Source organism: Schauerella aestuarii (assembly GCF_009866805.1).
GTDB classification, from domain to species: Bacteria; Pseudomonadota; Gammaproteobacteria; order Burkholderiales; family Burkholderiaceae_B; genus Schauerella; species Schauerella aestuarii.
Map to the genome: position 1 here is coordinate 807,621 of NZ_SIZW01000043.1, position 12,445 is coordinate 820,065.

The 12,445-nt window shown below is 64.4% G+C and carries 11 protein-coding genes; 3 read left to right on the plus strand and 8 right to left on the minus strand.

What is annotated here, in order from left to right; translation table 11 throughout:
- Position 1: 1 nt before the first annotated feature.
- From EYW45_RS22900 to EYW45_RS22920, 5 genes are all read right to left on the minus strand, one after another.
- The gene (locus EYW45_RS22900) at positions 2–1,045 is read right to left on the minus strand and encodes an ABC transporter ATP-binding protein (RefSeq protein ID WP_328703692.1); all 1,044 of its coding nucleotides are present in this window, start codon (positions 1,043–1,045) and stop codon (positions 2–4) included.
- 65 nt (positions 1,046–1,110) lie between these two features.
- The gene (locus tag EYW45_RS22905) at positions 1,111–2,115 is read right to left on the minus strand and encodes an ABC transporter ATP-binding protein (RefSeq protein ID WP_161137741.1); all 1,005 of its coding nucleotides are present in this window, start codon (positions 2,113–2,115) and stop codon (positions 1,111–1,113) included.
- A gap of 16 nt (positions 2,116–2,131) precedes the next feature.
- The gene (locus EYW45_RS22910) at positions 2,132–3,055 is read right to left on the minus strand and encodes an ABC transporter permease (RefSeq protein ID WP_161137742.1); all 924 of its coding nucleotides are present in this window, start codon (positions 3,053–3,055) and stop codon (positions 2,132–2,134) included.
- The gene (locus EYW45_RS22915) at positions 3,052–4,026 is read right to left on the minus strand and encodes an ABC transporter permease (RefSeq protein WP_161137743.1); all 975 of its coding nucleotides are present in this window, start codon (positions 4,024–4,026) and stop codon (positions 3,052–3,054) included. The genes EYW45_RS22910 and EYW45_RS22915 overlap by 4 nt, the downstream gene beginning before the upstream one ends.
- 133 nt (positions 4,027–4,159) lie before the next feature.
- Positions 4,160–5,746, minus strand: a complete 1,587-nt coding sequence (locus EYW45_RS22920) for an ABC transporter substrate-binding protein (protein WP_161137744.1) — start codon at positions 5,744–5,746, stop codon at positions 4,160–4,162.
- A gap of 176 nt (positions 5,747–5,922) precedes the next feature.
- Between EYW45_RS22920 and EYW45_RS22925 the strand changes: the two genes are divergently transcribed.
- The 3 genes from EYW45_RS22925 (at position 5,923) to EYW45_RS22935 (ending at position 7,383) form a co-directional block, all read left to right on the plus strand.
- Entirely contained in the window at positions 5,923–6,180 is a 258-nt protein-coding gene (locus EYW45_RS22925; RefSeq protein WP_161137745.1) for a hypothetical protein, read from the plus strand.
- Positions 6,181–6,367: 187 nt separating this feature from the next.
- Positions 6,368–6,715 (plus strand): I78 family peptidase inhibitor, encoded by a 348-nt coding sequence (locus tag EYW45_RS22930; RefSeq protein WP_161137746.1) that lies wholly within the window; start codon positions 6,368–6,370, stop codon positions 6,713–6,715.
- 23 nt (positions 6,716–6,738) lie between these two features.
- Positions 6,739–7,383, plus strand: coding sequence for a flavin reductase family protein (locus tag EYW45_RS22935; protein WP_161137747.1), 645 nt, complete (start codon positions 6,739–6,741; stop codon positions 7,381–7,383).
- A gap of 30 nt (positions 7,384–7,413) precedes the next feature.
- Here the strand turns inward: EYW45_RS22935 and EYW45_RS22940 are convergent, their stop codons facing one another.
- From EYW45_RS22940 to EYW45_RS22950, 3 genes are all read right to left on the minus strand, one after another.
- Positions 7,414–8,589, minus strand: a complete 1,176-nt coding sequence (locus EYW45_RS22940; protein WP_161137748.1) for an ABC transporter substrate binding protein — start codon at positions 8,587–8,589, stop codon at positions 7,414–7,416.
- Positions 8,590–8,657: 68 nt separating this feature from the next.
- Positions 8,658–9,803: an alanine racemase gene (gene alr, locus EYW45_RS22945; protein ID WP_161137749.1), complete on the minus strand. Its 1,146-nt coding sequence runs from the start codon at positions 9,801–9,803 to the stop codon at positions 8,658–8,660.
- Between the two features lie 19 nt (positions 9,804–9,822).
- Entirely contained in the window at positions 9,823–12,417 is a 2,595-nt protein-coding gene (locus EYW45_RS22950) for an MFS transporter (RefSeq protein ID WP_202444869.1), read from the minus strand.
- Between the last annotated feature and the right edge of the window lie 28 nt (positions 12,418–12,445).

The window sequence follows — 12,445 nt, forward strand, 5'->3', positions numbered from 1 at the left end:
ACTACTGTGCTCCTTCCATGTCGTTCAAATGGCACGCGCTCGTGTGCCCCGATGCGATCGTGCGCAATAGCGGGCGCTCGGTCTTGCACCGCGGCATCGCGTGCGGGCAGCGGGGGTGGAACGTGCAGCCCGAGGGCGGCGCCAGCGGCGAGGGCAGCTCGCCCTTGATCGGCTGGTAGGTGCGCCGGCCCGGCGTCAGGCTGGGCAACTCTTTGAGCAACGCTTGAGTATAGGGGTGATTCGCGCGGTCGAAAATCGTCTCGGTGGCGGCGATTTCCACGATGCGGCCGAGATACATGATCGCCACGCGATCCGACACATGGCTTACCACGCCCAGGTTGTGACTGATGAACAGATAGGTCAGTCCCAGGTCGCGGCGCAGTTGCGCAAAGAGGTTGAGCACTTGCGCCTGGATCGACACGTCCAGCGCCGCCACGGCCTCGTCGCACACGATGACCGTGGGCTTCAAGGCCAGTGCCCGGGCGATGCCGATGCGTTGCCGCTGGCCGCCCGAAAACTGATGCGGGTAGCGCTGCGCATAGGCCGGATCCAGGCCCACTTGCCGCATGAGCCCCGCCACGTATTCGGCCTTGTCGCGCGACGACACCAGACCGTGTGCCACGGGCGCCTCGCCCACGATGTCCAGCACACGCATGCGCGGGTTGAGCGACGCGTAAGGATCCTGGAAGATCATCTGCACGCCGAGTTCATAGGCGCGCCGCTGGGTGGCACTCATCGCCTTCACAGGCATGCCCTGGTAATGCACTTCGCCGGCGGTGGGCGACAGGATGCCGGCGATCATGCGGCCGAGTGTGGATTTACCGCACCCGGATTCGCCCACGATGCCGATCACCTCGCCGCGTTGCACATCCAGGTCGACGCCGGCCACCGCATGCACCACACTCGAGTGCAATCCGGCGCCGAACACATTGGCGATGCGTCCGGCGATATCCAGCGGCTGGGAGAACTTGAGTTCGGCTTGCCGCAGCGACAGCAGCGGCGCGTTGGGCGCCGCGGCGAGCAAGGGGGCGTCGGACGCCAACACGGGGCTGTCGACGGCCAGATGGCCGGGGGCGCCGGTGGGCGGGGAGAGCGTATTCACAGGCGCATTCATTTGGGATCGGGCTCCCCGGCATGCCAGCAGCGCACCCATTGCGCCGGGCGGATTTCGACGGGCTGCGGATCCTTCGTACAGACCTCGGTGGCGCGCGGGCAACGCGTGCGAAACGCACAGCCTTCGGGAAGATTGAGCAGCGACGGCGTCATGCCCGGAATCTGGGCGAGCGGCGCGCCGCGGGTTTCGGGGCGCGGGATCGAGTCGATCAGCCCGTGGGTATAAGGATGCTGCGGGTGGCCGATGACGTCGGCGGTGCTGCCCGTCTCGACGATACGCCCGGCATACATCACCGACACGCGGTCTGCGAGACCCGACACCACGGCCAGATCGTGAGTGATCCAGATCAGCGCCGTCCCGGTCTCCTTACAGAGCTTCTGCACTTCATACAGGATCTGGCCCTGGATGGTCACATCCAGGGCGGTCGTGGGTTCGTCGGCAATGATCAGGCGCGGCGAATTGAGCAAGGCGATGGCGATGGCCACGCGTTGCCGCATGCCGCCCGAAAACTGATGCGGATACGACCGCAACCGCTCGTCGGGCGAAGCGATGCCCACCATGGTGAGCACATCGCGGGCGCGGTTGCGGGCCTCGTCGCGGCTCACCTTGCGATGCGCCTGGATCGCCTCGATCATCTGCGTATCCACGCGCAACACGGGGTTGAGCGTCATCATGGGATCCTGGAAGATCATGGCGATGTCGCGCCCGCGCACATCGCGCAACTGGTCTTGCGTGGCGTGACGCAGGTCGTGGCCGTCGAAGTTGATTTCGCCACCCACCACGCGTCCAGGCGGATCGAGCAGGCCGATCAGCGAAAAGCCGGTGATGCTCTTGCCCGAGCCCGACTCGCCCACCAGACCGAGGATCTCGCCGGGCTTGAGCGTGAGGTCGACGCCGTCGACGGCTTTGACGACGCCGTTGCGGGTGAAAAAGTGGGTTTGCAGGCCGCGCACATCGAGGATGGGCGCCGCAGCCGCGGAATCTGCTTGAGAAGTTGCCATGCCGTGTTGCATTGAATTAGTTCGCGTTGCGCGGGTTGAGCACGTCGCGCAGATGGTCGCCGACCAGGTTGATGCCGATGATGGCGATCGCCAGGGCAATGCCCGGGAAGAACGAGATCCAGTAGCGGCCCGACAGCAGGAACTCGAAGCCGTTGGAGATCAGCATGCCCAGTGACGGTTCGGTGACCGGTACGCCCACGCCGAGAAACGACAGGGTGGCCTCGAGGGCGATGGCGTGCGCCAGATCAATGGTGGCGATCACGATGAGCGGTGGCATGCAGTTGGGCAGCAAGTGACGCCACAAGATGCGCCACCAGCAGAGCGACATGCATCGCGCCGCCTCGACGTACTCCTTGTTGCGTTCGACGAGGGCTGCGCCGCGTGCGGCCCGTGCAAAGTAGGCCCATTGCACCACGATCAGGGCGATGATGACTTTGTCCACGCCTTTGCCCAGGATCGCCAGCAGCATGAGTGCCACGAGAATGGCCGGAAACGACAATTGAATGTCGACGATGCGCATCAGGAGCGCGTCGAGCTTGCCGCCGAAGTAGGCGGCGATCAGGCCGACGGTGGCGCCGATCGCAAACGCGAAGAACACCGAGATGCCGGCCACCATGAGACTGGTGCGCAAGCCGTACAAAATGGCGGAGAACAGATCGCGCGCCTGGCCGTCGGTGCCCAGCAGATAACGCATCGTGCCGTCGCCGCTTTCGCTGCCCGGCGGCAGCTTGGAATCCATGATGTCCAGGGTGCCGATGTCGAACGGATTCTGCGGCGCGATCCACGGCGCGAAAACGGCAGCGACCACGGTCACGGTGAGCAGGATCAGGCCGACGACGGCGAGTTTGCTGGCGAAGAAGTCGACAAAAAAACGGCGCCACGGGCCTTCCGGTTTGCGGGCCGCGGCGATTGCCGGTTTAACGATTTCGGCTTGGCTCATCGACGGCCCTCCAGACGAACGCGGGGATCGAGCACGGTATAGATGATGTCCACCACCAGATTGAGCATGACGAGGAAGAACACGATCAGGAGCAGGTAGGCCACCACGACCGGACGATCCAGATTGATGATGGAGTCGATCAGCAGTTTGCCCATGCCGGGCCACGAAAAGACGGTTTCGGTAACCACCGCGAAAGCGACGACCTGTCCGAACTCCAAACCCGCCACCGTGACGATGGGAATCAGGATGTTCTTGAGCAGGTGCACACCCAGCACGCGGCGCTCGGAGAGCCCCTTGGCGCGGGCGAACTTGATGTAATCCATCGGCAGCGACTCGCGCGTGGCGGCGCGGGTGACGCGGATGATGGTGGCACATTTGGCCATTGCGATCGTGATCGCCGGCAAGGCCAGGCTCAACCAGCCGCTGACGGTGAAGATGCTCAGGTTGAGCGAGCCGATGGCAACCGTTTGCCCGCGACCGCTGGCGGGCACCCAGCCCAGCGTGACGGCGAAAACCATGATGAGCATCAGGCCAACCCAGAAGTTGGGCAGTGAAAACCCCAGCACCGAGCCCGTCATGATGGCGCGCGACGACACCGCCTGCGGTTTGAGCCCGGCGCGGATGCCGAGCGGCACGCCGATCAGCACCGACAGCAGCATGGCCGTGATGGCGAGTTCGAGCGTGGCGGGCGCGCGTTGCAGGATGAGCCGCATGGCGGGCTCACCGGTCAGGAAACTATTGCCGAAGTCGCCCTGGACGGCCTGGCCCATGAAGACGAGGTATTGGCGCCACAGCGGAAGGTCCAATCCCAGCGAGGCCCGGATGGCGTCGCGTTGCGCCTCGGTGGCTTCGGGGCTGGCCAACATCGAAATGGGGTCGCCGACAAGATAGATACCGACAAAGACCAGGGCCGACATGACGAGCATGACGACGACGGTCTGGAGCAGCCGGCGAATAATGGTTGCTAGCACAGCGTTCACTCTCGTTGACAGCAGGCGTGCACGACGCGCGCTGCGGTATTCGGCGATTCGGGCGGGGGTGGCGCGCATCGCACGCACCACCCGCGAATCGTTTACTTCACCATCCGTTTACTTCACGAATCGCTTACTTCTTGAGCGTGGCGAACTGCGCCAGCGTGACCTGATCCGGACGACCTTGGTATTGGATGTCGTTTTTCATGGCCCAGACGGACAGTTCGTAATGCAGCGGCAACATGGCATAGTCGTTCATCGCCAGGTCGCTTGCCTGCTGCAGCATTTGGGCGCGCTTGCCGTCGTCCATCACCGATCCGGATTGCGCCACGAGCTCATCCATCTTGGGGTTGGAGTAACGGCTGCGGTTGGTCGTGCCCAGGCCCGCGGCCGGATTGGGCGTGACCAGCAACGACGACAGCGCATTGGACATTTCGCCGGTCGACACCGACCAGCCGGCCAGGTAAGCGCTGAACGCATAGCTGTCGCGGTTCTTGAAGAATACCGGCGGCGCCATGGCGTCGACGTTCGTCTTCACACCGATCCGGCTCCACATGCCGGCCACGGCCTGGGCGACCTTCGAGTCGTTGACGTAACGGCCCGACGGCGAGCCCAGCGTGATCTCGAACCCGTTGGGATAACCGGCATCGGCCAGCAACTTCTTGGCCTTTTCGATATCCGCCTTCGGGGGCACCGAGTGCGCCTTGGATGCGCCGAACATCGGGTACGGCAACATCTGGCCGGCGCCGAGGGCCACGCCGCCCATCACGCGTTCGACGATGGCGTCGCGATTGATCGCCAGCGACAACGCCTCACGCACGCGCTTGTCTTTCAGCGGGTTCTTGTCGGTGCCCTTGATGCCCGGGCTGGGTTCGGCGAACTGATCCAGCGCCACATACACCGTGCGCACCGAAGGCGTTTCCTCGACGGCCAGCGCCTTGTTCTTCTTCAGCGCGGGCAGATCGTCCGTTGGGGGATCTTCGATCATGTCGACGTTGCCGGCCAGCAGCGCGGCCACGCGGGCGGCGGGATTGGTCATCGGGCGATAGATGACGCGATCCCAGGTGGGCTTGGCACCCCAGTAGTTATCGTTGCGGGCCAGGATGAATTCCGAACCCCGCTGCCAGGAAACGAATTTATAAGGACCGGTACCGATCAAGCCATCGCCGCTGTTGAGCTGCATGGTGGTCTTGCCTTCGGCAGCCGGGCCCGATGCCGCTTTCTTGGACAGGATGGGCAGTTGCGCCAGGTTCACCAGCAGCAAGGGCGACGGCTCCTTGGTGGTGATGCGCACCGTCATCGGATCCACCGCTTCCGTCTTGGCGACCGAACCGAGGTAGAGCGTAAACGGCGACGGGCTGTTGGGCACCTTCGGAATACGATCGTAGGTGAACACCACGTCTTCCGCCGTGAACGGTGTGCCGTCGGAGAACTTGACGTTGGGACGCAGCTTGAACGTCCACACCTTGCCGTCGACAGTCCACGATTCGGCCAGACCGGGTTGCGGCTTGAGATCCTTGTCCAGGAGGATCATCGGGTCGAAGATGGTTTGAGCGATCTGGTTGTTGGGAGTGAGCGCGTGATACTGCGGATCCATGGCGCTGGGCTCGGTTTTGAGTGCGATCGTGAGGTCGCGAGCCCAAGCCGATCCCGTGGCTCCCATGGCAAGAAAAACGGCGGCCGAGCCGCACGCCAGAGCGCGTGTAAAGCGTAGTGCCATTCAAAACTCCGTTGGTGTGTTCGTCGTGCGGGCGGTGCGTAGATGCGTGCGAGCATGACCCAGCTTATGAACATAACCACCTTGTCAAACCCTGACAACGGTTGTATTCCCTTATTGCACCGCAGCGAGTTCGATGCCTGTCCCCGTTTATGCGGGCGGCGTCGAATGGGGGCAGGATGGCGATCGGCGCCGGGAACCGGGCTTGCTCATCAACGGCACAACTCAATCATCAGGAGATCGTTATGTCGGAAAAAATCAGAGCGACGCTTGCCATCGATAAGACGGCCGACGGCAAATTCATCTGGGTCGTTACAGCGGTCGAGGGCGATATCGGCACCATGCCGCGCATCGAGCGTGCGACCACCGGCTATGCAACCGAAGATGAAGCCCGGCGGGCCGGCGAGCAGCAGATCGAAAAAATGCGCGCCGACTGACCTGTCGACTGAATTGCCGAAAATGAGGCGGCGCGTAACGCGCCGAATTCGCGGCGAATAGAATGGAGCAGTGACTGACGCCGCTCATGATGCGTCGGTTGCTGCCATCAACGGCATCGAGGCTGATCGATGCGTGTCGCGTGGCACCGGGATTACCTTTTTTAACGATGCAAATGTTGGAGCGAGTATGACTTGGAAACTCATGACGATGGCGGCCGTGGTCGGCTTGGCGGGCTGCTCGATGATGAACTCGGGATCCTCCCCATCTGCCAGCGCGAGCGCCGATACCGGGCGCAGTCCAGGCCTGGTGTCAGGTGGGCCCGGGCAGGCCGGCGAGTGCAACAGCGGCCCGGTGCAAAAGGCGATCGGCACCGCGATGTCGCAATCCGTTCTTGATCAGTTGCGCAGCCAATCGGGTTCCGGCTCGGCGCGTGTGCTCAAGCCGGGCGAGATGATCACCATGGAATACAACCCCAGCCGCCTGAATGTGCTGGTCGACGCACAAGGCGCGATCACCGCCGTGCGCTGCGGTTGAGTCGGCTTGGCGACGTTGCATCCATGACCGCTCAATCGCACGATACCCCTGCCGACTTCCACTTTTACACGCCGAGTGAAGGCCACCGGCTGCCGCACGATCCCTTCAATGCCATTGTGGCGCCGCGGCCGATCGGCTGGGTGGCCTCTCAGGATGCGCACGGTGCGGTCAACCTCGCGCCCTACAGCTTTTTCAACGCGTTCAACTACGTGCCGCCCATCGTCGGATTTTCCAGCATTGGCTACAAAGATAGCGTCACCAATGTGGCGGCCACCGGCGAATTCACCTGGAACCTGGTGACCCGTCCATTGGCCGAGGCGATGAACGAGACCTGTGCCGCCGTGGGACCCGAGGTCGATGAGTTCGACTACGCTGGCCTGGAAAAGGTGGCATCCACGCATATCGCCGTGCCTCGCGTGGCCCGGGCGCGGGTCAGCTTCGAGTGCCGCGCCACGCAGATCATTCAGCTCAAGACGGCGGCGGGCGACGACGTGGACACATGGCTGGTGCTGGGCGAAGTCGTCGGCATTCACATCGACAAGCGACTGCTTGTGGACGGCATTTACGACACCGCAGCCGCACAACCGATCATGCGAGGCGGCGGTCCGGCCGACTATTTCGGCATCACGCCGGACAATCTCTTCAAAATGCGCCGGCCGAAGGTGTGACGCGACGGGGTACGACCGTTGGGCTGGCGATCAGCGCGACTCGTACACCTCGTCGGCGGCGAGCAGGATATCTACCGGCGGATCGAAACCGATGATGCGTGCGGTTTCGATATTGAGCGCGATCTTGGCGGGATCGATCCAGATCTGACTGAGCGACCGCGGTTGCGCGCCATTGAAGATGCGCGCAATGTTTTCGGCATAGAACAGGCCCACGTACGAATAATCGGCCTGCGCCAGACTCATCAGCAATCCCTTCTTTACTTCCTCGGAACCGAGCATGGCGAAACTGGGTACTTTCGCCTCGCGCAGGATATTGGCCACCGTGCCCACGTTGTCGGGCGTGAGCCCGCGATGCACCGTCACGTACACGGCATCCGACTGCGTGCTGACCTGCCGGTAGCACTCCTGCACATTCTGCTTGGCCAGTTCGAGGTCGATGCCATTGGAGCGGGCGTCGCAACTGCGAATCGTGAAGCCGAGTTCGGCGGCGACCTGCGTGGCGGCATCGACGGCCGCATAGGTGCGGCCTTCCGGGCTGTTTTCGTACACCAGCCCGAGGGTCTTGAACGGCACGATTTCGTGGAACAGCCGGATTTGACGCTGATAGCGCTCCGGCTGCACGCGGGCGTGCAGGTTGTCGTAGCCGCTGTCTTCGGCGCTTTTGACGATCTTCGCGCCGACGGCATCGCTGGTGGAGCCCACGATGGTGGGTACCGGCGCGCCCAGCGCGGCCATATCCTGGCCGGCCCAGGTGCCCATTGCGATGATGAGATCGATGTCCTGCTTCGTCGTCAGCCGTTCCGTGATGGCTTGGCGCACCCCCGGGCGCTTGACCGGATCGAAGTTGCCGGGCTGCCAATAGGCGTCATCCACGAACTCGACCGTATCGCTGCGCGCATTACGCGCAATGAACGTCCACGTGGCATGGCCGTCGAGCCCCTCTGGAATCGTGGGGATCTGAATCCAGCCCAGTTGCTCCATGCCTTCGACCAGGACCTTCATCGTGCGCGGATACTCGCTGTAGTCGCCGCTTTCGAAATAACCCACCCGCCAGCGCTTGCCATCGGCGCGCGCGCGCGGCGTAGTCGGAAACACCTTTTCCTTCTCCGCCGTGGGGATGGCCTGCGGCGTGGCGGGTTGCGCCGACATGGCAACGGGCGCAAACAGCGCCAGGCATAACGCGAACGCGGCGGCGGTGAGGTGCATGGGCAGCTTCCTGCGGTGGTCGACGGGGACGCACGTGTGTGCGGTAACGGTAAGGCGCGAAGCGGTACTCATGATATCGGTGCAGTGAGCAAGGGCACGCGGCGCGTCAGGCCGGTCAGCAGTTCGGCGGCGATGGTGCCCATCGAGGCCGCCACGCGTTCCACTGGAAGCTTCGGATCGCCCCACAGCACGACGGGCGCGCCGACGTCTGCATTCAAACCGGTGAGATCGACGGTCATCAAATCCATGGTGACCGTACCCAATGTACGGGTGAGTTGTCCTGCCACCATGACTGGCGTGCCCGCCGGCGCGTGGCGCGGATAACCGTCCGCATAGCCGCAGTTGACGAGGCCCACGGTCAAGGGCGAGGGCGCCTGAAAATTGCCGCCGTAGCCGATGCGATCGCCGGCCGCCAGCGTACGGATATCGAGGACGCGGGCGTGCAGGGACATGGCCGGCAGCAAGCCGAGGTCGGCCGCACTGCGATCGGCAAGCGGACTCGCACCGTAAAGCGTCAAGCCCGGGCGCACCCAGTCGTTCATGGCGGCATGCCCGCGATGGCGCATGATGGCGGCGGAGTTGCTGGTCGAGCGCGGGCCGGGCAGATCGTGCGTGACGGCCTGGAAGCGGTCACATGCTTCGTCGATGCCGTCGGCGCGTTCCGCGCTGCCGAAGTGGTTGAGGTGCCCGATCTGCCCGCCGATGCGGCCCGTGCCGGCCAGCGACTGGCATTGCGCGTAGGCCGATCGGTAGCTGGCGGCATCGAAACCGACCATGCCGATATCGCCGCGAAATCGCAGCCACACCGTGGGCGTGGCCCGCAAGGCCGGTGCTGCGGCCAGCCATTGCAGTTGCGGCTCACGCGACAGCAGCAGGTGCAGGTCGGGCATATCGAGCAGCGCAATCTCCGAGGCGTGGGCCAGGCCGGCCATGACCAGGATGGGACCGCTCCAGCCGGCATCGCGGCAGATATGCGCATCGGTCAGGTGCATGACGGCCAGACCGTCGGCCGCGCGCAGCCCGGCCATGATGTGCGCCACCCCGTGGCCGTAGGCATCGGCCTTCACGGTGGCCCAGACGCGTGGCGCGTCGCCGCCGTCTTCTCGCGCCAAGGCGCGCTTGAGTATCGCGAGGTTATTGGCCACCGCTTGCGGATAGATCTTGGCGTATACCCGTTCGCTGGCAAAAAGGGAAAGCGGCAGCGCTGCAGTCAAAGGCTTTCTCCTGGGGAGGTTATGTCAGCGTTTCTTTTTTGGGAGCGCCCGCAGGCGCAAAGGCCCAGAAGGCAAGCGTGGCGCACAGGTAGATCGCGCCGGTGGCGGCCAGGCCGGTGCCCATGCCCACCACGCCGAAGAGGCCGCCCACGATCAATGGGCCGGCCATCTGGCCCAGCTTGTCCGCCGCGCGCATGACGCTGGTGGCGCCGGCTGCACCGTACGCCTGCACGTGCGGCAACCCCAGCATGTACGGCGATTGTGACGCGCCACTGGCGCAGCTTGCCAACGCCAGCAAGAGTACGGCGGCCGCAGCGGCGAGCATACCGCTGTTGAGGTAGAGCGCCATGAGTCCCAGGCTGCCGATCATGCCGCCCACGACGATCCAGCGCTTCTTCGATGCACTGCGATCCGCGATTCGTCCCATGATGGGACCCACATAGATCACGCACAGCCCGTAAAGCATCAAAATGCGGCCCACGCTGGAGGCGGCGGCGCCCTGCGACTCGAGGTACAACGGCAGCGCGAACGAGATCAGGCCCACTTGTGCGATCGAGAACGGCACAATGCTGCCCGCCAGCAACATGCCGAAGTCGCGGGTGAACACGAGCCTGATCGTTTCGGCCAGCCGGTGCGGCGGGGCAGCCAGTGCCGGTGCGCGGGCGACAGGCGGCGCAGGCGCCACCGCCGTCGCACTTGCAGCCGCACCTGCTTCGGCGGCGGACGGGGCACTGGCGGCGGGAACGGCGCCGGCCTTCGCAGCAAGCGGCCCCGTCATGTAGGGACGCAACAAGAACCAGACGCCGCTCAACGGCAGGATCAGCATCGTGGCGCCCACCACGAACACCGTGTGGTAGCCGGTTTGCTCCATCAGCATCGAGCCCACGGCCGCGCCCGACAAGTGTCCAGCAAAAAGACCGGCGATCACGCTCGTCATGTTGCGGCCGCGTGCCTGGGGCGCGCTGCGCGTGACGATGAATCCCTGCAACCCCATCCACGCGAGTCCGTAGCCGAAGCCCACCAGGCCGCGTGCGGCCACGAACCCCAGCAATGTGCTGGCCAGCGCGCAGGCCAGCATGCCCGCCGCAGCGACGCCAAGTCCGGCGATCACGGGCGTTTGCCAGCCGCGGCGATCGGTCAGGCGGCCGGCCAGCAACGCAGCAATCAGGCCGCAGGCCATTTCAACCGAGATCGGCAAGGCCAAGAGCAGATTGGGCGGCAAGTCCAGCGCTCCGGGAGGCAGCGTACGCGCATACACAGGCAGAAATCCCAACGGCAAGGCCCAGGCGAACAGAAACGAAAACATCACCGGCCGTGCCAACCGGCCGACCAGCGCCGCTTGCCCGCGGTCGTCCTGCTTCAGGATTTCATCGGCGGCGCGCCGCGTCGGCAACGTGCCGGTGATCATCAGCAGCGACAGCAACATCAGCATTTCCATCGCCGTGATCAACGCGACGGCGCTGACGGTCAACGCGTCGATCACGCGATTGCGCACGCCGTCATCGATGATGGCGGCGTTGAGCGTGATGCTGAGCTGTCCGGCCGATTGCGCCGGATTGGCGTCATTCAGCGGAAGTGAGAACGTCAGGTCGGGCCGAAGATCCAGCCCGGGATTCGGCATGTCGGGCAGCCGGCTCACGGCCAGTACCTTGCCTTCGGCATCGGTGACCGCGATCTGGCCGATGGCCGGAAACGACGTTTGCAAACGCGTGAATGGAGCTTCCAGCCCGCGCAGCTTCGACACCGTCAAGCCGTAGCCCAGCACACGATTGAGGTCGCGCTGCATCCCCTCAGCCAGCATATTGGCGTTTTCGCGCGTGACCTGTAGCCACACGGTGCGGAAGTTCGAGATCGTGTAGGCGGCGTACAACCCCTGTGCGAGCAGAATGGCCACCAGCGGCACGATGAAACGGGCGCGGCTGCCGGCAGTCGATCCGCCATACGGCGCGAACAATCGGAATCCCACGGCCAGCAGCAAGCCACCGCACGCGGTCACCAGGATCAGCACGGTGGTGTTGCGCACCACCAGCTCACGCCAGGCGAGCGCATTGCGTTCGACATCGACGATGATGGCGCCCGTCAATTGGCCGGCGGTGTTCATCAGGGGGGCGGCGATCGTCACGCTTTGGTCGCGCGCGATCATGGCAGTGCCCGAGGGCAGCCGCACAGGCGTTTCGCGGGAATCGGGCGGCGGACTGTGTCCGCGTGTGGGGGGCAGTGCCAGCGCAGCGAGTAGCGCCTGCGCATCGCCGCCGATGTCGGCGCGGCCATCGCCCTGCCGCTTGGCGAGCACGGTGCCGTCCACCTGGACCACCTGCAACGAGGGGGGATGATCGCCCGTCGACGACTTGCGCAGGATATCGTCCAGACCGAAGAATTGCGCCAGCGGCTTTCCCAACCGCAATCCGTTCTGGATTTCGGCGCCCAGGCTGCGTGCAGTGACCTCGATCCGGTCGGCCGTCGTTTGCGCCATCAGCCGATTCAACGCGGCCAGACTCAACGAGCCGATCAGCGCCTGCGCCAGCACGAGCACGATCAGACTCGCCAACGTCACCGCCAGAATGGGGTGTCGCGGCGGTCGGGTTGACGCATGCGGCGAGAGCGAACTAGGCATAGGGCTGGGCGCGGTAATGCAAATTGAA

Excerpts from the sequence above, each read along its gene's own strand:
- EYW45_RS22905 (WP_161137741.1), bottom strand. The coding sequence starts at position 2,115 with ATGGCAACTTCTCAAGCAGATTCCGCGGCTGCGGCGCCCATCCTCGAT.
- EYW45_RS22910 (WP_161137742.1), bottom strand. The coding sequence starts at position 3,055 with ATGAGCCAAGCCGAAATCGTTAAACCGGCAATCGCCGCGGCCCGCAAA.
- EYW45_RS22920 (WP_161137744.1), bottom strand. The coding sequence starts at position 5,746 with ATGGCACTACGCTTTACACGCGCTCTGGCGTGCGGCTCGGCCGCCGTT.
- EYW45_RS22925 (WP_161137745.1), top strand. The coding sequence starts at position 5,923 with ATGGCGATCGGCGCCGGGAACCGGGCTTGCTCATCAACGGCACAACTC.
- EYW45_RS22930 (WP_161137746.1), top strand. The coding sequence starts at position 6,368 with ATGACTTGGAAACTCATGACGATGGCGGCCGTGGTCGGCTTGGCGGGC.
- EYW45_RS22935 (WP_161137747.1), top strand. The coding sequence starts at position 6,739 with ATGACCGCTCAATCGCACGATACCCCTGCCGACTTCCACTTTTACACG.
- EYW45_RS22940 (WP_161137748.1), bottom strand. The coding sequence starts at position 8,589 with ATGCACCTCACCGCCGCCGCGTTCGCGTTATGCCTGGCGCTGTTTGCG.
- EYW45_RS22950 (WP_202444869.1), bottom strand. The coding sequence starts at position 12,417 with ATGCCTAGTTCGCTCTCGCCGCATGCGTCAACCCGACCGCCGCGACAC.